Origin of the sequence: Falsibacillus albus (assembly GCF_003668575.1) — a bacterium.
Classification (GTDB): domain Bacteria; phylum Bacillota; class Bacilli; order Bacillales; family DSM-25281; genus Falsibacillus; species Falsibacillus albus.
Genome location: NZ_RCVZ01000028.1, coordinates 1 through 18,650 on the forward strand (window position 1 = coordinate 1; position 18,650 = coordinate 18,650).

Genomic DNA, 18,650 nt, shown 5'->3' on the forward strand with positions numbered 1-18,650 from the left:
ATCAAACTCACCCTTTGATGACCATTCACGCCAATTCCCCACGCCTGCGGGCATCATATTCACCCTTTGATGACCACTCTCGCCTTTTTCCCCCGCATGCGGGCATCATACTCACCCTTTGATGACCACTCTCGCCTTTTTCCCTCGCATGCGGTCATCATACTTCCCCTTTGATGACCACTCTCGCCTTTTTCCTTCGCCTGCGGTCATCATACTTCCCCTTTGATGACCACTCTCGCCTTTTTCCTCCGCTTTCGGGCATCATACTCACCCTTTGATGACCACTCTCGCCTTTTTCCCCCGCCTGCGGGCATCATACTCACCCTTTGATGACCACTCTCGCCTTTTTCCTCCGCTTTCGGGCATCATACTCACCCTTTGGTGACCGCTCACGCCACTTTCCCTCGATTACAGGCATCATTCCAGCTCCGTCCTTCTCCTCTACGTCTCCCGGGCCTCACTCATTCAACTTCATAAACGACAAAGTCCCCCGGCGGCTGCCAACGGGGGACTTTCTTATTCTTGCATTATTGGAAGTACTACGGTTACCTTCGTTCCGGCTCCCTTTTCGCTTTCGATGTGGATGTTGCCTTGATGCCTTTCAATGATTTTAAAGCAGACGGCCAATCCGAGTCCCGTCCCTTTTTCCTTAGTGGAATAGAATGGCTCACCCAAAGTCGACATCCGAGCTTTTTCAATCCCGATTCCGTTATCTACGATGGAAATGGTCACTTCTGCCGAGTTCCGTTCGACATTGATTTCCACTTCCCCTTCAATTTTCACAGCCTCGAGGCTATTTTTGATGATGTTGATGAATACTTGCTTCAATTGATTTTGATCTGCCATTATGAAGACTACCTCTTCCAAATGATTATTCAGGACAAGCTCCACCCCTTGCATATTGGCTTCAGCCTCCATCAGCACCATCACCTGATTCAAGACTTCCATCGGGTCTGTTTTCGTAAATTTCACTTCCTGATTTTTCCCCAGTATCAACATTTCACTCGAAATCAGATTGATTCGCTCTATTTCTGACATCATGATATCAAGGTATTGATAATCACTCGTTTTCTTCTGGCTCAACAACTGGACAAACCCCTTTAGTGAGGTGAGGGGATTTCTGATTTCATGGGCAACCGCCGCTGCCAGCTGTCCGATTACAGACATTTTTTCAGAGGTGATCATGAGTTCCTCGCTTTTCCTGCTTTCTGTGATGTCACGCAAAATGCCGAAGACTCCTGTCACTTCCATATTGATGACAATGGGAATCAAGGAGCAGCGTGTCAATCGCTCCTGCCCATCTGCATTCAACAAGGTCATTTCAAACTTTTGTGCTTCTCCTGCGAGTGCAGCGTTAAATGTATCCACCGCTTTTTGTTTATCATGATCGACAATCAGCTCGGCCATATTCATGCCCTTCAGTTCTTCTTCTCCATAACCAATGATTGCCTGTCCCTCCGGATTGACGGCAGCCAGCTTTCCTGCCTGTGTCATTTCAAAAACCCCATCAGGATTATAGTGGTATAAAGATTGATACCGCTGATTCTTTTCTTCCAGCTTATGTTCTTTAAGCAGAAGTTGTTTTTCTGAACTGAGGATGCTCTCGGTCCGCCTGTAAACAAGAATATAGATGATGACTCCCGTTACTAAAATGAAAAGCCACCCTTTATATCTTTGGAAAAAGATATATAATTGCAGCTTATTTTGAGCAAGGATTATGGAAAAATCATCGGACAGCACAATCCAGATGACGCCGATGACGATATATACGATGGCAATTTTCAATGCCGTTTTTTTTGATTGATTCATTTATCTTCACCGTCAATCTCTTTGATAATGGCCATTTTCGATAGGATGATTTCACCTCATCCCGTGTCGAAATCTCGTGCACTTTTTCTTCAGTCATCAATAACTTTAACATGCTAAAAAAGAAAAGCATATCAGCCAATAGAATTGTTACTTATATGGTCCACAACAAAGTTGATTTATATCCAGATCATGGTGAATCTATAAAAAGAAGCTGACTTCCCCTTTAGACATAAAGGAAAGCCAGCCGTATGATTAATCCTGATGTAAATTAAGCTTCTTCAGCGCTTCTGCAAGCGCCGGATTTGTAGGTTCGTCATCTTGCTTCTTCATATACTTTGCAACATCTCTTTTTGAGACCTTATTATTTTTTTGTTTGCTCTTTCTTTTATTGAATGCAGAGAGCTTTTCGCGGTGGCCGCACGTACACACAAAGGTCTGCCCTTCTCCTTCGCCTGTCATCTTCAGCTTTTTATGGCAGTTTGGACAGCGCGCATTGGTCACTTTGTATATATTTTTTCGATGGCCGCATTCACGATCCTGGCAAACGAGCATTTTCCCTTTTTTCCCGTTCACCTCAAGCATGAGTTTTCCGCAATCAGGGCATTTGCTTCCAGTAAGGTTATCATGCTTGAATTTTTGCTCGCTTCCCTTGATTTCGTTGACGACTTCTTTCGCATACGCCTTCATCTCATTGATGAATTTGCCCTTCGAAAGCTTGCCGTCGGAAATAGCCCCCAGTTTTTGCTCCCATTGGGCAGTCAACGATGGGGATTTCAAATCTTCAGGCACAAGATCCAAGAGCTGGCGGCCTTTTGAAGTCAGGAACAGATCCTTGCCTCTTTTTTCAATCAGGAATGTGTTGAAAAGCTTCTCGATGATATCGGCACGCGTGGCGACTGTCCCGAGTCCTCCTGTCTCATTGAGCGTTTTCTTCAGATCTTTTTGCCCTTCTTCCATGAACTTTACCGGGTTTTCCATCGCTCCCAGCAATGTTCCTTCGTTGAAACGCGCAGGCGGCTTCGTCTCGCCTGATGTGAGGGAAAGGCGATGGACCTTCAGTTCATCTCCTTTTTTCAGGGATGGAAGTAGCTGATCCATGATTTCATCCGATGAATCTTCATCTGTATCATACTGATAGAGCTGCTTCCACCCTTGTGAAAGGATCGTTTTTCCTTTTGCCGTAAACATTTCAGAACCAATTGCAGCTTTGATGGTCATTTGCTCATATTCAAATGGGGCCATCAAAACGGATAAGAAGCGTTTGACGACAAGATCATAAATCTTCGCTTCCTTCGCACTCAATTTCCCCATCAATGCCGGCTGCTCAGTCGGGATGATTGCATGGTGATCACTGACTTTGCTGTCATCCACAAAAGATTTATTGGTCTTGATCGGGTTTGCCAAAATTTTCGAGGCGAACTTGGAATATGGCTGAACATTGCACGCTTGCACCCTGTCCTTCAACGTATCCACGATGTCACTTGATAAATAATTCGAATCGGTCCGTGGGTATGTGAGCACTTTATGCTGCTCATACAGCTTCTGCATGGTGGACAGAGTTTCCTTCGCAGAAAAGCCGAATATTTTATGGGCATCCTTTTGCAGCTGGGTCAAGTCATAAAGGCCCGGCGCATATTGCTTTTTATATTTCTTATCGACATCTTTGATTGAAGCTTGTTTCGACTGCAATTCCTTCACGATTTTTTCCGCTTTTTCCTTAGAGAAAATCCTTGTCGAATTCGTTTTCACATCGCTCCAAGTAAGCTTGAAATCGCCCTTTGTCTCCGCATGGATTCCATAGTACGGCGTCGGCTTGAAATTCCTGATATCCTCTTCTCTTTTGTCCATGATGGACAAAGTCGGAGTTTGAACGCGGCCGCATGAAAGCTGTGCATTATGCTTGGTCGTCAACGCACGTGTTGCATTGATTCCAACATACCAATCCGCTTCTGAACGTGCGACGGCGGAATGATACAGATTTTCAAAATCCTTCCCGGGTCTGAGCTTTGAAAATCCATCCTTGATCGCTTTATCTGTCACCGAAGAAATCCAAAGGCGCTTAAGCGGTTTATGGACACGCGCCTTCTCTATGATCCATCTGGCGACAAGCTCCCCTTCACGTCCGGCATCTGTGGCGATGACGATATCCTTGACATCGTTTCGGTTCATCAGTCCTTTAACCACATTGAACTGCTTTCCGCTTTGCTTGATCACGACAAGCTTTAAATGGTCCGGCATGATCGGGAGGTCTTCTATTTTCCAATATTTGTATTGATTGTCATACACCTCTGGGTCAGCTAAGGTAACCAAATGTCCAAGCGCCCAAGAGACGATATATCGGCTGCCTTCGAAGTATCCATTTGCTTTTTTCGTGCAGTTTAATACTCGGGCTATATCTCTTCCGACCGATGGCTTTTCGGCTAATACTAATGTTTTACTCATCCAAACATCCTTTCGAATCCATAAACAATCTATTTTATGTTCCATTTCATTTCATTCGTACCTCATTAGTTTACCAAACGAATGAAGATGTTTAAACTGACTGTTTTCGCAATTTTGCTGTGAAGCTCGGACCTCGCTTTTCCCATCACCCAATGAGATCGATGCCATTTCCTTTGAATGGGATGTCCCTAATGGTTCAAACTATTTGTATTGCATCAAGTCTAATCAATTGAACGAACTGAGATGACTATGGTAATTTCAATAATAATCACACCTATTTAAGGAGGACTTTATATGAACCAGCGTATGAATAGACAAATTCATTTAGTGGAACGCCCGAAAGCAGCACCGACACATGAACATTTCAATCTGGTGGAAACGTCCATCCCGAAGCTTGGGGATCAGGAAGTGCTCATTCATAATTTGTATTTATCTGTCGACCCTTACATGCGGGGACGTATGAGCGACGCGAAATCCTATGTCCCTCCCTTCAAGCTGAATGAGAAATTGGTTGGCGGCGTGGTTGGTGAAGTCGTCGAATCAAATTCAGATCAATTTCAAACTGGGGATGTCGTGACGGGCATGCTCGGCTGGGAAGAATATTCCATAGCTCCTGAGAAAGAAATCCGAAAAGTGAACCCTGAATTGGCACCGGTCACCACTTCACTCGGCATCCTTGGACTGACAGGTTTGACTGCCTACTTCGGGTTGATTGATATTTGCCAGCCGAAAGAAGGGGAAACCGTTGTCGTTTCTGGTGCAGCAGGGGCAGTCGGATCCGTCGTCGGCCAAATCGCTAAGATCAAAGGCGCACGTGTTGTCGGCATCGCCGGTTCCGATGAAAAGATCGACTATATCAAAAATGAGCTCGGCTTTGATGAAGCTATCAATTACAAAACAACCGAAAATATTCAGGAAGCATTGGAAAAGGCTTGCCCGAATGGAGTGGATGCCTATTTCGATAATGTAGGCGGAGAAATCTCTGATGCCGTTCTCAATCTGTTGAACAAGTTTGCCCGAATCGCTCAATGCGGCGCTATATCTTCCTATAATAAAGTGGATGATCAAGGTCCCCGGATTCAGACGAAATTGATTAAATCGAGCGCACTTATCAAAGGATTTATCGTTTCAGATTATGCCGAAAGATTCAAAGAAGGTGCAGAGCAGCTTGGCCAATGGCTGCAGCAAGGCAAACTGAAATACGAAGAGACGATTACAGAAGGATTCGAGAATATTCCAGATGCCTTCCTTGGATTGTTTGAAGGAAATAATCTTGGAAAGCAACTGGTCAAAATCGGCGAACCTCAGCATGCAAAACTATAATTTTATTTTGAAAAAGACAGATGCTCGTGCGCATCTGTCTTTTTTATTCGGCTATTTTCGTAAAGTATACAGCTATTGTAATGTTTATTTGTCCGCTTCAGGATGCTCACTTTCCGAGGGGCCACACACGAAGTGAGGTCGTTCGATGTTGGCACATGACGTGCCGAACTACTTAATCGAACATCCGCTCCTATTTCTCCTCGCAGCGCTGCGGGGTCTCAACTGTCCCGCTAATCCCGCCGGAGTCTTCGTCTTGCACTCCAATCAACACCTAGATTATGCTAATAACAACTAACATGCTTTAATATGGAAAACCCGAACGAATCCGAAGTCTATGGAAAGATTTCGGATGTTCGGGTTTTTCTTCAACTAAAACACTTTTGTCCAGCCTCTTTTATCTTTTCATAAGCACATCTTCATGAAACGCAGACCTTCGATTTTTCAATAATCCCCGTTCGTGATCTGCCCTTTGTAGAACCTCTTCTTTTCGATTTCGATGTCGAGCTCACGGGCGAATTGCTTCAATTCGCGTTCCTCCCGCTCCGTTACGATTGAAATGACGGTTCCTTCCGCACCGAATCTGCCAGTCCTGCCTGAACGGTGGATATATTGCGTCAGTTCTTTTGGAAAGTCAACATGTACCACATGTGTCACGCCTTTTATATCCAAACCTCGCGCAGCCACATCCGTCGCAAGCAGAAGATTCAATTTCCCTGTTCGGAAGTCCTTTAAATAAGACTTGCGCTCATCTTTTTTCAATTCGCTGTGAAGCATTCCTGATGGCAGGTCTTTGTATTGAAGCTTACTATTTAATACAGAAATCTCGCCGATATCCTTTACAAAGGCAAGGGCTTTGATATTATCAAGCCTTGCAATCTTCTCGAGGATCTTCGCTTTGTCCCTGGGCTCTGCGACAAAATAAATGTGATCGACATCCGATTGAATCGTCTCATCCTTATCGACTGTCAAAACTTCAGGCTCATTCAAAAGTTCCTTGCCGATTTTAAGCGTCCGTTCTGTCAATGTCGCTGAAAAGATGAGGGCCTGCCGATCCTGAAGGGTCGAATTCACGATGCTGTGGATGGTTTCAATATGCTCCGGCACCAATAATTGATCCCCTTCATCCAACACTACCGTCTTTACTTCGTGCATCTTTAATTTTTTTTGTTTGATGAGTTCAAGAATCCTTCCCGGTGTCCCCACAATGATTTGCGGGTGCTTCTTCAGCTTTTCGATCTGTCTTTTTACATTGGCTCCGCCGATCAGGGATGCGCCTTTGACTTGGCTTCCTTCCGTCCATTTTTGGAGTTCTTGGAAGATTTGCATGACGAGCTCCTGGGAAGAAGCCATGATCACGACTTGCGGGGCTTTTTTATCTGGATCGACTTTGTTGATGACAGGCAGCAAATAAGCGAGTGTCTTTCCTGTCCCAGTAGGCGATTGGGCAATGACGTCCTTCAGTTCCGAAATGGCAGGAATGGCTTTCGTTTGGATCGCAGTCGGCTCCTGAAACCCTTCCTTTTCCCAAACGGCTTGGATAAACGGTTTTAATTCAGCAAAAAAAGTTGCTTCAGTCATAATTATCTCCTTCGTTTTATGGGGTCTGACACGCGTTGCGGCATTGCGTCACCGAGTTCACTTTTTTAACACGGAGCGGGTCGGCCCCCCCTTTTGCAATATCCCCATTATACAGGCTGTGCAGTAATTTTAAAATGCATGCCTTAAAAATGACAATCATTTTGATACTAGTTGTCCATGATTGAAATTGAATTGGATCTTACACAGTTCTTGCCTGCTTTTTTGGCTGCATATAAGGACTGGTCAGCCTGATCGATTAATTCATTGACGGACGTGTGGAAACAACTTTGAGCTGAGCCGATGCCGACACTGACTGTCACCACTTTTTCATTGGAATCATCGTGCCGGATGTTCAATTCTTGGATTCCCGCTCTCAGCTTTTCCCCGAAATCAACTATAAATTCTGCATTCTTCCCTGGAAGGACGACACACATTTCTTCCCCGCCGAACCGGGCTGCCAACCCACTTGAACCAGTGAGATCTGCTACCTTTTTAGCCACTTTGATCAGGCATTGATCTCCTTCCAGATGTCCATATGAATCATTGAACTTTTTGAAATCATCAATATCGAGCAATATGATGGAAATAGACTGTCCATTGCGGCTGCATATTGTCCATTGATCGTTCAAATATTGGTCAAGATGACGGCGGTTGGCTAATTTCGTCAAGCCATCATTAAGGGAAAGCTCTTTTAAAATCGAATTCGCTTCTTTCAATTTTTGCTCCGATTTTTTGTTAAGCGTGATATCCTTCACGATTCCAAAGGTCCCTGTCACCTCTCCCTCGATGATGATCGGGATCGTCGTAATATTTACATCGATCAAACTCCCGTTTTTGTGCAGTAGGATTGAGTCATAATTTTGAGGCTTTCCTGTCATGGCTTTTTGAAAATTAATCAGGCTTTCTTCCTTATGGCCCGGGGCAACAAATAACCCTGCATTTTGATGGACCAATTCGTCTTCCTCATACCCCAATAACTTGATTGCAGCATTATTAACGCTTTTCAGCAGTCGATTTTTATCGACTGAGTACACAGGATCAGAATTATGCATGAACAACGACTGATACCGTTGGTGCTGCTCTGACAGCAGAGCGTACAATCGGTTCATTTCATAAAGGAAAATACTCAAAATCACACTGGCAGATATGAAGCTATTAATTCTTGCAAGGTACCAGCCGATTGAATATCTGCTTCCGCCCAAGAGCGTCAGTGTGACATCAAAGAAAAAGACCGATACAGCAAGGGTCAGCCAAACATCCAAAATGGTTTGCATTCTTCCGATAACAAGCAATCCAATGATGGATAAGATGAGGAGCAACCAGATCATCGGCCCGATCCCAGATGAAATGATGGCATTATAACCGCTGCCTGAAATGATGGCAGGCAGTGCTTCATGAAAGCGTGTGAAGCAAATGGTCAGTGCAGCAACCAACAATACAATTCCGATGATTGTACAAACACCGGTTATCCTTCGGCGGCTATGAAGGACAGGACCCTTCGAATACTTAACAGAAAGCAAATATAAGAGAATCCCTGCCGGAAAGCCCGTATGCCAGGCAACCCAGAACCAAACCGCCGTCTGGCCGCCTGCACCGAGAAGTCCGCTCTCGGTAAATACATTCGGAAAGGTCAGTAAATGCGGGATCGTAATCAGGCCATTATATAAAAATGTACCAGCCAATACTAATAGCGGTACAGACCCGGTTACACGGTATTGACGATAAAATAAATAACTCGTTACAGAATCTATGAATGATACGAGCGCGATAAATGCAGGTAAAAATGGTTTGATTTCAGGAAGCTGGTGACCTCCGAAAGGAAAAATGACGATCGTCAGCAGCATCATACCGAATCCAATGGAATAGGCAGTCAATCTCTGACCCTTGGTTGCAGCGATCGTAAAAAAATTAGGGAGTTTCACTTGTTCCACAGTTATACCTCATTTCCCAGGGATAATACTAGTTCTTAAGAATTATAAACGATTAAGTAACATTACAATAGTGAAAAAACGTAAATGGAACATTAATATTCGATAAAGAATGGTAAAAATACAAGTAGACCGATTTTATTTCAGGCTTTCTCTTTTATACTTGAGATAGCCTGCTGGGCGAGAGGGTGTCCAAATTATGAAGCTAAAGACAAAAGTTCTCTTATTTATCCTCATGGCGTTCATCTTCATCATCAGCGCAAAAACCATCGCTGCTGAAATCACGCCGCTTCCACCTAAAATGAAATCATCTTTCCTCATTATTGGCCACAGGGGTGCAAGCGGACTGGCGCCTGAACATACATTTTCTTCGTATGACCTGGTCAATCAGCGAGAAAGAGCTTATATTGAAATTGACTTGCAGATGACAAAGGATGGAAAATTGATCGCGATGCATGACCCGACTCTTGACCGAACAACCAATGGAAACGGGCTTGTGAAAGATAAATCTTTAAAAGATATAAAAAGTCTCGATGCAGGGAGCTGGTTCAACGAAAATACCCCCCAGCATGCAAATCCCGCATATAAAGGAGAAAAGGTCCCTACTTTAGAGGAGATTTTTCAACGCTATGGGTCTGATGCGCATTACTATATCGAAACCAAATCTCCCGGGGACTATCCCGGTATGGAAGAGAACTTGCTGCAGCTATTAGCGAAATACCACATCCAAAAAGGCAGCAATGTCATCATTGAATCGTTCAGCAAAGCCAGCCTGCAAAAAATTCACAGATTGGCACCATCCATTCCACTCGTTCAATTATTGTTATATAAACAGGCTGAGGATGGCGGTTTTGTGGAAATGAACCGGCTGACTTCCTCCCCATCACAATTAATGGGCAGCGAGCTTGATGCTATCCACCAGTATGCCGTTGGAATCGGGATGAACTATCGCTATGGAAATAAATTTATCGTCCGTGAATCCTTTATCCAAAAGGCTCGGGCGCATGGACTGCTTGTTCATCCATTTACCGTCAATGATAAAGGTGATATGAAGCGGCTCTATGACTGGGGGGCAACAGGGATGTTCACCAACTTCCCCGAAAGATTGCATCAGGTTTACAAACAATCTGAATCAGAGGCAAATTAGATTTGTATCCAAATGAAAAGAGTCGGGATTTGCCGACTCTTTTTTATTGGTTCAATATTTTAGATAAAATTCCGTTTAATTTTTTTAAATCATCCGACTCGATCGAAAGATTCTCAAGGAGTTGGGTCGGAACACATTCAGCCCTCTCCTGCATCTTTTTCCCCTTTTCTGTTAAAGATATATTGACGATACGTTCGTCTACTTCCGATCTTTTTCTTTCGATGATGACGTTCGCTTCCATTCTTTTCAACATCGGAGTCAATGTTCCTGAATCTAAATAAAGACGCTTGCCCAATTCTTTCACCGTGATGGTGTCGATTTCCCATAAAACAAGGAGAACAAGGTATTGTGGGTATGTTATTTCAAGTTCCTTCAGCAGTGGGCGATAGAGCTTGGTCACTTCTCTTTCAGCCGCATACAGCTTGAAGCATATTTGATTTTCCAACTTTAATTTTTCCTCACTCATGTTTTGCCTACTTTCAGTGTGGTATACCATACTAAACATTTATTTAATAGTAATAAAAAACTCACACAAAAGTCAATTGTGCAAAATTAAATTTTTGACAATCTTTCATTCTTAATGGTATTATAATTTTGTAAAATTAAATTGTGCACAATCTTTTAAATGAAAAGGAGTGTTTTAATATGGAAAAAGCATTGTATACAGCGAGTGCGACAGCACAAGGTGGACGTAGCGGAAAGGTAACCACAAGCGACGGCACATTGGACTTGAATCTGTCCATGCCGAAATCTTTGGGAGGAAATGAAGAAGCGGGAGCGACCAATCCTGAACAGCTATTTGCTGCCGGCTATTCCGCCTGCTTTGACAGCGCCCTTCATCTCGTCGCCCAAAAAGCGCGCAAGAAAATTGAATCCCGTGTGACAGCAGAAGTCAGTATTGGAAAAGAAGGGGATGGCTTCGGTCTTGCCGTCAAACTGAATGTCGGCATCAACGGAGTTTCACAAGAAGAAGCAGAGGAGCTTGTAGAAAAAGCACATGGAGTCTGCCCGTACTCCAAGGCCACGCGTGGAAATATTGACGTACAGCTATCAGCAGAATTGATTTAACAGAGCATTGTAAAAATGTTTTTTTGATCATCCGATAAAAAATGCAGCCAAAACGTGCTTTGGCTGCATTTTTCATTTTCTTTATACTCATCACCTTCTAATTGATGCCCGTTTTAATCATGGATGAAGAAACATCATCATCCAAACCATAGCCAGCGTCTATCTCTTTCTGCTCCCTGTTATTTGTTTAGTCGTTTAAACTTTGACAACCATGGTTTCCCCCGATCACTGAAATATTCCTCTCTAAACCGACTGACCATCTGGTCATTGATTGAATCCTTTTTTATCAATTTACCTCTTTCAAATAGAATCATTGGAAAAGAGAGTTACATTTACTAATGGGGGTTTAATGTAGTACAATAAACGAAGATATTCCGACCATCTGGTCATTTTAGGGTGATAAACTTGGATAAAAGGACAAAAATCATAACATCGGCAATGGAATTATTTGCAGAACATGGTTTCCATGAAACCTCCATGCAGACCGTTGCTAACTATAGCAATATTTCAAAAGGAAACATCTATACGTACTTCAAGTCAAAGGAAGATCTGTTGTATCACATTTTCAAATACTTTGGGGATTTAATGAAGGACAGCATTGAGGAAGCAGTGGATTCCACATTGCCTCCAAAAGAGCGCTTCATCACTCAAATGGAGGTCACCCTCCGCCAAAGATTGCAGTTCAAGGGCTTTTTCATGATGCAGTATCGTGAACAAACCATGAATTTAAGTCCGGAAATCAAGCAGATCATGCTGGGCCTTCAGGAATATAAATTTAATTGGCTAAAACAGAATCTATTGGAAATTTACGGTGAAAATATACTGCCTTATGTGTTCGATGCTTCACTGATTCTCGACAGTATGGTAAACGGCTATGTAAAAGTACTGACTGTCATGGATCATCACCTTTCGCTAAACGGCCTCTGCTCCTATATGTTTGACCGTTTCGACGCCATGATGAAAGAACTGTTGGAAACCAAACCAGATGCACTATTCCCTGAAAACTATGCGAAAGAAATTTTGACGACTGTCGCTGCACGCTCATCCTATAAAGATGTATTTGATCTTTTTAAAGAAATGAAAAAAGCCATCCTGAATCAAGCTTCCATCAAAGACCAGGAAAGAACGGACATCATTAAGTCGATTGAATTCATGGTCAGCGAGCTTAAACAGGAGGAACCCCGTTTATTCATTTTAAAAGGTGTGCTGAACGAGCTGTCTTCCATCGAGTCCATCAAAGGATATGTTAAAGAACTTAAAGAACTTCTATCAAAATGATTCAAACTTATGCACGATCAACCAATCGCATTGAAATCGGAGTATACACTCATAAAGAGTCTATACTCTTTTTTATTTGGATCTATTTGACCTTTGAAAATAATCCCATCTCATGAAAAAGCCTACTATATAATTCAACCGAAATATCCCTTAGTATGTAGGGTATTAACGTCTCCCCTTAGACATTTACGAAAATTTCCATATGAATTTAGTATTGATTTCTCATGGAAATTTCTATATAGTAATCTTGTCAGAGGTCAGACATCCTACAAAAGAATATTTTTTATACTAATTGAAAGCGTATACAAATAGCGTTTTCAATTCATACTAAATTATTGCAAAATATGCATCAGCGAGGTGGCGGAAATGAATTATTTAATATCGATTATAGGATTGCTGGTTGTTTTAGGATTGGCTTTCCTTGCAAGCAGTGACAGAAAAAATGTAAAGATTAAGCCAATCATCCTTATGATTGTCATCCAAGTGGGACTTTCGGCATTGCTTCTAAATACAAAATTCGGTCTAGTCCTAATCAAAGGATTTGCCGGCGGGTTTGCCAAGTTATTGGATTATGCCAACAGCGGTGTATCATTCGTCTTTGGCGGCATTGCCAATGACAATCAAACACCATTCTTTTTAAGTGTATTATTGCCAATCGTCTTTATCTCTGTTTTAATCGGGATCTTTCAACACTTTAAAATCCTCCCATTGATCATGAGAGGAATCGGAATTGTACTTAGCAAAGTCAACGGTATGGGGAAATTGGAGTCCTATAATGCAGTTGCATCTGCCATCGTCGGACAATCAGAAGTCTTCATCACGGTGAAGAAACAATTAGGCCAGCTTCCAAAGCAGCGTCTCTACACTCTTTGTGCTTCGGCCATGTCGACGGTTTCCATGTCGATTGTAGGTGCATACATGACCATGATCGAACCAAAATATGTCGTGACAGCATTAGTGATCAACTTGTTCGGTGGATTCATCATTTCGTCCATCATCAACCCTTATACTGTGGATAAGGATCAAGATATTCTTGTCATTCAAGAAGAAGAAAAACAGTCGTTCTTTGAAATGCTTGGCGAATATATCATGGATGGATTCAAAGTTGCCATCATCGTTGGTGCGATGTTAATCGGTTTCGTTGCTTTGATTGCCGGAATTAATGATATCTTTGATATGATTTTCGGTATTTCATTCCAAGAAATCCTTGGATACATTTTTGCACCGGTAGCCTTCATCATGAGCATCCCTTCATCCGAAGTGGTATCAGCCGGTGGCATCATGGCTACAAAACTTGTTACAAATGAATTCGTCGCAATGATGGACCTTTCCAAAATGGCAGATAAATTCAGCCCAAGAACATTGGGAATCATCTCAGTATTCCTTGTCTCTTTTGCCAACTTCTCTTCAATCGGAATCATTGCTGGTGCCGTTAAGGGATTGAACGAAAGACAAGGAAACGTGGTTGCACGATTCGGATTGAAGCTTCTTTACGGGGCAACACTGGTCAGCATATTGTCTGCCATCATTGTCAGCTTCGTCCTTTAATATTATCAAGATCAAATATCATTCCTCTTCAGCCTTTTGTTGGCTGAAGGGGATTTGTTTTTTTCAATTTTCTTACCATCAAAGGAGGTTCAGGTGAAGGCAAGAAGATATTCACTCTTCCCCCCTTCACAATGATTATGGGAGTAGTCGGATTACTATTATCAGGTGCAGTCCTGTTTTTAAATAGCTTATTGCTTTTAGGGAAAGCTGATGGAAAAAGTGTGTCGGTGTTTAATTTGATTGTCGGGGTCATCCAAGTGGCCAGCCCCTTCTACCTTGTCATCACATCAGACCAAAGCAATTGGGCATTATATAGCAACGGAGTCATATTCCTTTTTGGATTAACGTTCTTATACTTTGGTCTTACGGTTTATAAAAATTTAGAAGGAAACGGACTTGGCTGGTTTTCGTTATGGGTATCGATCGTGGCTCTATTTTACGCATTCGTTTACCTGATCCACTTCCATGACGTCGTCAATACACTGACTTGGATCATGTGGGGATATTTGTGGTTCTTATTTTATTTGTTGAATACGGGAAAAAAGAAAATCGAAGTGTATATCGGCAAGGTCGCCCTTGTCCAATCGTGGGTGACACTGACTCTCCCTGCCATGCTATCTTTGGCAGGCGTATGGAGCAATCCGCTTGTCGTGCAGATCTGGACTTGGGTGTGTGCAGGGTCCATCTTTTATTTCGGCATCCACACCCTCCGCTGGACTCTTTTGTTTAAAAAGGAAGCTGCGGACCCGAACCCGCTTTTGGATTAATGAGCTTTGGAAGGTTCCTCGCTTCGCTGCGGGGTCTCGCACCTTCCGCTCCAAGCAACATCATATGATGAATTTTCCTAAGGAAAAACGGTTAAAAACAACAATCTTTAAGAAAAGAGCCTTGAAAAAGGAAGCATAAAAAAATCTGCCGATTATGGCAGATTTTTTTATGCTTCCCTTGCCATCGATCTCCTGAATAGCCATTTCAATACCGGTGGTACGATGAACAGGATGAAGAAAATCCTGAAAATTTGGTAGCCTGTTATGATGGACAGGTTGGCATGCAATTCTTTTGCAATCAAGCCCATTTGATCCATCCCCCCAGGGGCTACGCTTAAGAAGCTTGTGATGGGAGTTTCATGGTGGGTCAGCTCGACCAATACACTTAATCCCCAGCAAAATGAAGTCAGCACAATACCATTAAATAAGGCAAATCCGATAATCTTATACTTGTTTTGCAATTGATCCGTTTTCAGCATCAGTCCAAAATATCCGCCGATTAGAACCTGTGAAATATTGATCATCAACTTTGGAAGCTGTGGACCGTGCATTCCCATATTACTAAGGATTGCTGTTGCAATGATCGGGCCAAGCAAAAACGGAGTGGGTAGCTTGATTCTTTTTCCTATTAGCGCCACAGCCAAAGCCAGGGCGAAGAAAATGATGATATTCGGAAACAGCCCTGACCACTGTGCCGCACTTGCCTGCACGGACTGATCGGATCCGGCTCCAGAAAAACCATCTGAATAGATCGGACTAAAGATTAGAAACGGTACAATGAAAATGATGCAGAGCAGCCTGGACACCTGAATGAAAGTCACCACTGTCAAATCTATCCCCTTGATTTCTTCCCCCAACGTCACCATTTGGGAAAGACCGCCCGGGATGCTTCCTGTCAAAACCGTTTTATAATCGATCCCCGTCCACTTTGACACAACTTTCGCAATCAGAGCACTGAACAACAGAATAATGAGCGTGACGATCAGCATGGATGGGAGCTGTTGGGTAATTTGCAAGAGTGTAGACCGTGTGATGGAAAGTCCCAGCATATAACCTACAGCAATCAAGCCTGTGTTTCTGAGCTGGGATGGCCAATACAGCTTGAAAATATTCAACCGGGAAACAATCAATCCTGCTGTCATCGGGCCCAATAGCCAAGGAATCGGTGCATGTAGTATGAAAAATAAGGATCCGCCCACGAGAGAAAAGGCAAGCGTCATGAGCCAACGGATCCATTTATTTTCTTTCAACGCTTGAAAATTTGTCATGATCACCCTTCTTTTATCTTTTGTCTCTTTAATACTATGTAAAAAAAAGTATTTCTTCAAGAAAAATACTTCGTGTCCCTAAATTTAAACGTATGAACTTTTGAACATAACTAAATCAACAAAGTGCCAGGCAAATTCCGCCTGGCACCTCTCTTATTTCTCACATGAGAAAATGATATTGTTTTGTTTTCTCGCTGTTTCTGTTATGTCCAGCACGAGTCGGCTTAATTCATTCAATTCCTTATATTCTTTTGCATTCTTCGTTTCGATGATCCTGACGATTTCTTCGATTTCGTACACCATATCGTTTTCTTCCTGTGGAATCGAAATTTGTTCTCTTTTCGTTAACGAATGGTCAATATATTCAATGGTGGATATTGGCGCTGCTTTATCGAGAATGAACGTCCCTTCTTCCCCGTGAATTTCATTTGGGCTGAACGATTGGGCAATTTTTGAACAGAGGACGGTGCAGACGAAGTCGTCATATGTCAGTACAAGCGTTCCACTTCCATCGATTCCGTTCCTTAACCGAACAGGATGATAGGAAACCTGAAGCGGCGCACCGAATAAGCCTGCAGCTAGAAAAATCGGATATACCCCTACATCTACGATCGCGCCCCCCGAAAATTGGGGAGAAAAGATATTCGGATCTTCCCCTTCGAGAAACTGATCATACCGGGACGAATACTTGATGGAATGCAAAATGGCGCTTCTTATTTTCCCGGCTTTTGAAAGTTGCTGCTTCAGCCTTTTGAAATTGGGCGAATGGATATTGCGGATCGCCTCTAAAATATAGACATCATTTTCTTCGGCAATTTGAAAAATTTCCTCCAGCTCCTGGATGTTCGAAAAAATGGGCTTCTCACAGATCACATGCTTTTTATTTTGAAGAAAAAGCTTTGCTTGTTCGTAATGAAGCGAATTGGGCGAAGCAATATAAACGGCGTCCAGCTCCGGGCTTGCAGCCATTTCCTCTAAGTCGTCATAGGTAAACTCAGCATCGAATCGATTGGCGAATTCCTCCGCATTGGCCTTGTCCCTTGAATATACACTCGTTAAATGAAGCTTCTTGCTCAATCTTGAAGCATTGATAAATTTGGTTGTAATACTGCTCGTTCCGATCGTTCCGAAATTCAACATCATTGGTTCCTTCTTTCATTTTGTATACCAGTGTTACTGGGTCACATATGGTGCGGTTATATGCACCGGCTGGCTTTCTGCCCCGGCTGTACCCGCTTGTCTTTCTTGGCGTTGACGCTCCTTTTCAATCAGTTCTGTCAGCGGAATCGGTTTAGGCAAGTGAGCAAGCACACTTGCAGAAAGCGCAATCCTTCCATTTGTATAGGTCCTGAAAAATTGATTAGCCATTTTTAAGTACCCTGTTTCAAGTGGATGAACATCTGATGGATTTGGTATCAAGCTTTTTGCATCCAATCCGAATTCATTGGAAACAGGAACAAAGACGGCTCCATTTCTCTCGGCAGACTGCTCCAATATTTTATTTAAAATGGCCAGCTCTCCCGCTGTGCCTTGCTTGTGGTCAGGCGCGATATGGGGGAAAGGGAAATAATACCCCATCACAAACACCTTCGCATGTGAATTCAGGCGATGGATCCGTGACAATATTTCTTCTTCATTCAATCTAAGCTGATTCAATGCGAAATCAACGGGAATTTGCTGATAGCGCACTGTCAAATGGTCCGGGTCCTTCTGGATGAGCTGCAGCAAGTCGTTCGCACCGGAAGATATCGTGATTAAATCTGCCTGCTTTACTGCCTCTTGCACATTGCGGTCTTGCAGCTGCCCAAGCAATTGTCCCGAGGTGTACCCTGGAATGGCAAAGGTCTTTGAAAAACCAGCCAGACTCCCGCTTTGCTTAAGCCCCATGGCAATCAAATCAGTGTAGCTTGAGCCAATTTGATCATAAGGCGTCATCCCGGCGGCCAATGAGTCCCCCAGCGCCAAATAGTTTATCCTTTCTTGGGCATTCGCTTTTGAAGTATGTACAAAGCTAACTGATAGGAGAAGCCCAAATAGAAGCAATAAAAAAAACAACTTTTTCAAAGTATGGTACATATAAATTCATCCTTTGAGATGTTTTATTATTTGGACGTTTTCTAAAAATATATTGATAATAACATAAATGGTTGATTTCCGCTGCAGGAGTCTCTCACCTTCGGCTCTAATCAACCCTCTTATCGATGATTTTTTACAAAACCTCTTTTAGAAAACAGTCTTAATTAATTAGGTTCTGTTATTAAAGCTCTAAGATCTGTTCGCTTTCTGTGGACGAACTAGCCAGGTCTATAGTTCCACTCCGGAATCTTACCTGAACTATTTACATCATAAGTGTCAAAGTTTATAACGGCATTTTCCCACAAATCCATCCATTAAAATTATACCTGCCAATTTTGAAAATAGCTATTTAATCCAATTGAGTAGGAGGGAGTGATTAACTCCCGACCTCTCACACCACCGTACATACGGTTCTCGT

At 42.8% G+C, this 18,650-nt stretch carries 14 protein-coding genes; 6 read left to right on the plus strand and 8 right to left on the minus strand.

The annotated features are described in order from the left end of the window. Window positions 1–516: 516 nt before the first annotated feature. Window positions 517–1,809 carry an ATP-binding protein gene (locus D9X91_RS21625; protein ID WP_121682738.1) on the minus strand — a complete coding sequence of 431 codons (1,293 nt, stop codon included), beginning with the start codon at window positions 1,807–1,809 and terminating at the stop codon, window positions 517–519. A gap of 252 nt (window positions 1,810–2,061) precedes the next feature. Beyond that, window positions 2,062–4,251 carry a DNA topoisomerase III gene (locus tag D9X91_RS21630; RefSeq protein ID WP_121682739.1) on the minus strand — a complete coding sequence of 730 codons (2,190 nt, stop codon included), beginning with the start codon at window positions 4,249–4,251 and terminating at the stop codon, window positions 2,062–2,064. Between the two features lie 306 nt (window positions 4,252–4,557). Between D9X91_RS21630 and D9X91_RS21635 the strand changes: the two genes are divergently transcribed. Beyond that, window positions 4,558–5,574 (plus strand): NADP-dependent oxidoreductase, encoded by a 1,017-nt coding sequence (locus D9X91_RS21635; RefSeq protein WP_121682748.1) that lies wholly within the window; start codon window positions 4,558–4,560, stop codon window positions 5,572–5,574. 441 nt (window positions 5,575–6,015) lie between these two features. Here the strand turns inward: D9X91_RS21635 and D9X91_RS21640 are convergent, their stop codons facing one another. Both D9X91_RS21640 and D9X91_RS21645 read right to left on the minus strand, forming a co-directional pair. After that, entirely contained in the window at window positions 6,016–7,152 is a 1,137-nt protein-coding gene (locus D9X91_RS21640; RefSeq protein ID WP_121682740.1) for a DEAD/DEAH box helicase, read from the minus strand. Between the two features lie 167 nt (window positions 7,153–7,319). Beyond that, window positions 7,320–9,083: an MASE4 domain-containing protein gene (locus D9X91_RS21645; protein ID WP_121682741.1), complete on the minus strand. Its 1,764-nt coding sequence runs from the start codon at window positions 9,081–9,083 to the stop codon at window positions 7,320–7,322. 193 nt (window positions 9,084–9,276) lie between these two features. Here D9X91_RS21645 and D9X91_RS21650 point away from each other — a divergent pair, with 193 nt between their 5' ends. Continuing rightward, a complete protein-coding gene (locus D9X91_RS21650) occupies window positions 9,277–10,227 on the plus strand; it encodes a glycerophosphodiester phosphodiesterase (RefSeq protein ID WP_407644213.1) in 951 nt (316 codons plus the stop codon). A 43-nt stretch (window positions 10,228–10,270) separates the two neighbouring features. Here D9X91_RS21650 and D9X91_RS21655 read toward each other — a convergent pair whose 3' ends face one another. After that, window positions 10,271–10,693 carry a MarR family winged helix-turn-helix transcriptional regulator gene (locus tag D9X91_RS21655; protein ID WP_121682743.1) on the minus strand — a complete coding sequence of 141 codons (423 nt, stop codon included), beginning with the start codon at window positions 10,691–10,693 and terminating at the stop codon, window positions 10,271–10,273. Window positions 10,694–10,872: 179 nt separating this feature from the next. Here D9X91_RS21655 and D9X91_RS21660 point away from each other — a divergent pair, with 179 nt between their 5' ends. The 4 genes from D9X91_RS21660 (at window position 10,873) to D9X91_RS21675 (ending at window position 14,888) form a co-directional block, all read left to right on the plus strand. After that, on the plus strand, window positions 10,873–11,295 hold the full coding sequence (locus D9X91_RS21660; protein WP_121682744.1) for an organic hydroperoxide resistance protein: 423 nt from the start codon (window positions 10,873–10,875) through the stop codon (window positions 11,293–11,295). Between the two features lie 405 nt (window positions 11,296–11,700). Further along, complete coding sequence (locus tag D9X91_RS21665) at window positions 11,701–12,573, plus strand: TetR/AcrR family transcriptional regulator (RefSeq protein ID WP_121682745.1); 873 nt, start codon at window positions 11,701–11,703, stop codon at window positions 12,571–12,573. 366 nt (window positions 12,574–12,939) lie between these two features. Beyond that, window positions 12,940–14,121, plus strand: coding sequence for a NupC/NupG family nucleoside CNT transporter (locus tag D9X91_RS21670; RefSeq protein ID WP_121682746.1), 1,182 nt, complete (start codon window positions 12,940–12,942; stop codon window positions 14,119–14,121). A gap of 137 nt (window positions 14,122–14,258) precedes the next feature. Further along, window positions 14,259–14,888, plus strand: a complete 630-nt coding sequence (locus D9X91_RS21675; RefSeq protein WP_121682749.1) for an AmiS/UreI family transporter — start codon at window positions 14,259–14,261, stop codon at window positions 14,886–14,888. Between the two features lie 167 nt (window positions 14,889–15,055). On the opposite strand, the gene D9X91_RS21680 is transcribed toward D9X91_RS21675, so the two are convergent. From D9X91_RS21680 to D9X91_RS21690, 3 genes are all read right to left on the minus strand, one after another. Then, window positions 15,056–16,156, minus strand: coding sequence for an AbrB family transcriptional regulator (locus tag D9X91_RS21680; protein WP_233569887.1), 1,101 nt, complete (start codon window positions 16,154–16,156; stop codon window positions 15,056–15,058). 153 nt (window positions 16,157–16,309) lie between these two features. Beyond that, window positions 16,310–17,296 (minus strand): Gfo/Idh/MocA family protein, encoded by a 987-nt coding sequence (locus D9X91_RS21685; RefSeq protein ID WP_233569888.1) that lies wholly within the window; start codon window positions 17,294–17,296, stop codon window positions 16,310–16,312. Between the two features lie 33 nt (window positions 17,297–17,329). After that, window positions 17,330–18,232 (minus strand): SGNH/GDSL hydrolase family protein, encoded by a 903-nt coding sequence (locus D9X91_RS21690; protein ID WP_121682747.1) that lies wholly within the window; start codon window positions 18,230–18,232, stop codon window positions 17,330–17,332. Window positions 18,233–18,650 lie beyond the last annotated feature (418 nt).

Bases quoted from the DNA above. Each gene is read 5' to 3' on its own strand.
- D9X91_RS21625 (WP_121682738.1), bottom strand. From the start codon at position 1,809: ATGAATCAATCAAAAAAAACGGCATTGAAAATTGCCATCGTATATATC.
- D9X91_RS21630 (WP_121682739.1), bottom strand. From the start codon at position 4,251: ATGAGTAAAACATTAGTATTAGCCGAAAAGCCATCGGTCGGAAGAGAT.
- D9X91_RS21635 (WP_121682748.1), top strand. From the start codon at position 4,558: ATGAATAGACAAATTCATTTAGTGGAACGCCCGAAAGCAGCACCGACA.
- D9X91_RS21640 (WP_121682740.1), bottom strand. From the start codon at position 7,152: ATGACTGAAGCAACTTTTTTTGCTGAATTAAAACCGTTTATCCAAGCC.
- D9X91_RS21655 (WP_121682743.1), bottom strand. From the start codon at position 10,693: ATGAGTGAGGAAAAATTAAAGTTGGAAAATCAAATATGCTTCAAGCTG.
- D9X91_RS21660 (WP_121682744.1), top strand. From the start codon at position 10,873: ATGGAAAAAGCATTGTATACAGCGAGTGCGACAGCACAAGGTGGACGT.
- D9X91_RS21670 (WP_121682746.1), top strand. From the start codon at position 12,940: ATGAATTATTTAATATCGATTATAGGATTGCTGGTTGTTTTAGGATTG.
- D9X91_RS21675 (WP_121682749.1), top strand. From the start codon at position 14,259: ATGGGAGTAGTCGGATTACTATTATCAGGTGCAGTCCTGTTTTTAAAT.
- D9X91_RS21680 (WP_233569887.1), bottom strand. From the start codon at position 16,156: ATGACAAATTTTCAAGCGTTGAAAGAAAATAAATGGATCCGTTGGCTC.
- D9X91_RS21685 (WP_233569888.1), bottom strand. From the start codon at position 17,296: ATGTTGAATTTCGGAACGATCGGAACGAGCAGTATTACAACCAAATTT.
- D9X91_RS21690 (WP_121682747.1), bottom strand. From the start codon at position 18,232: ATGTACCATACTTTGAAAAAGTTGTTTTTTTTATTGCTTCTATTTGGG.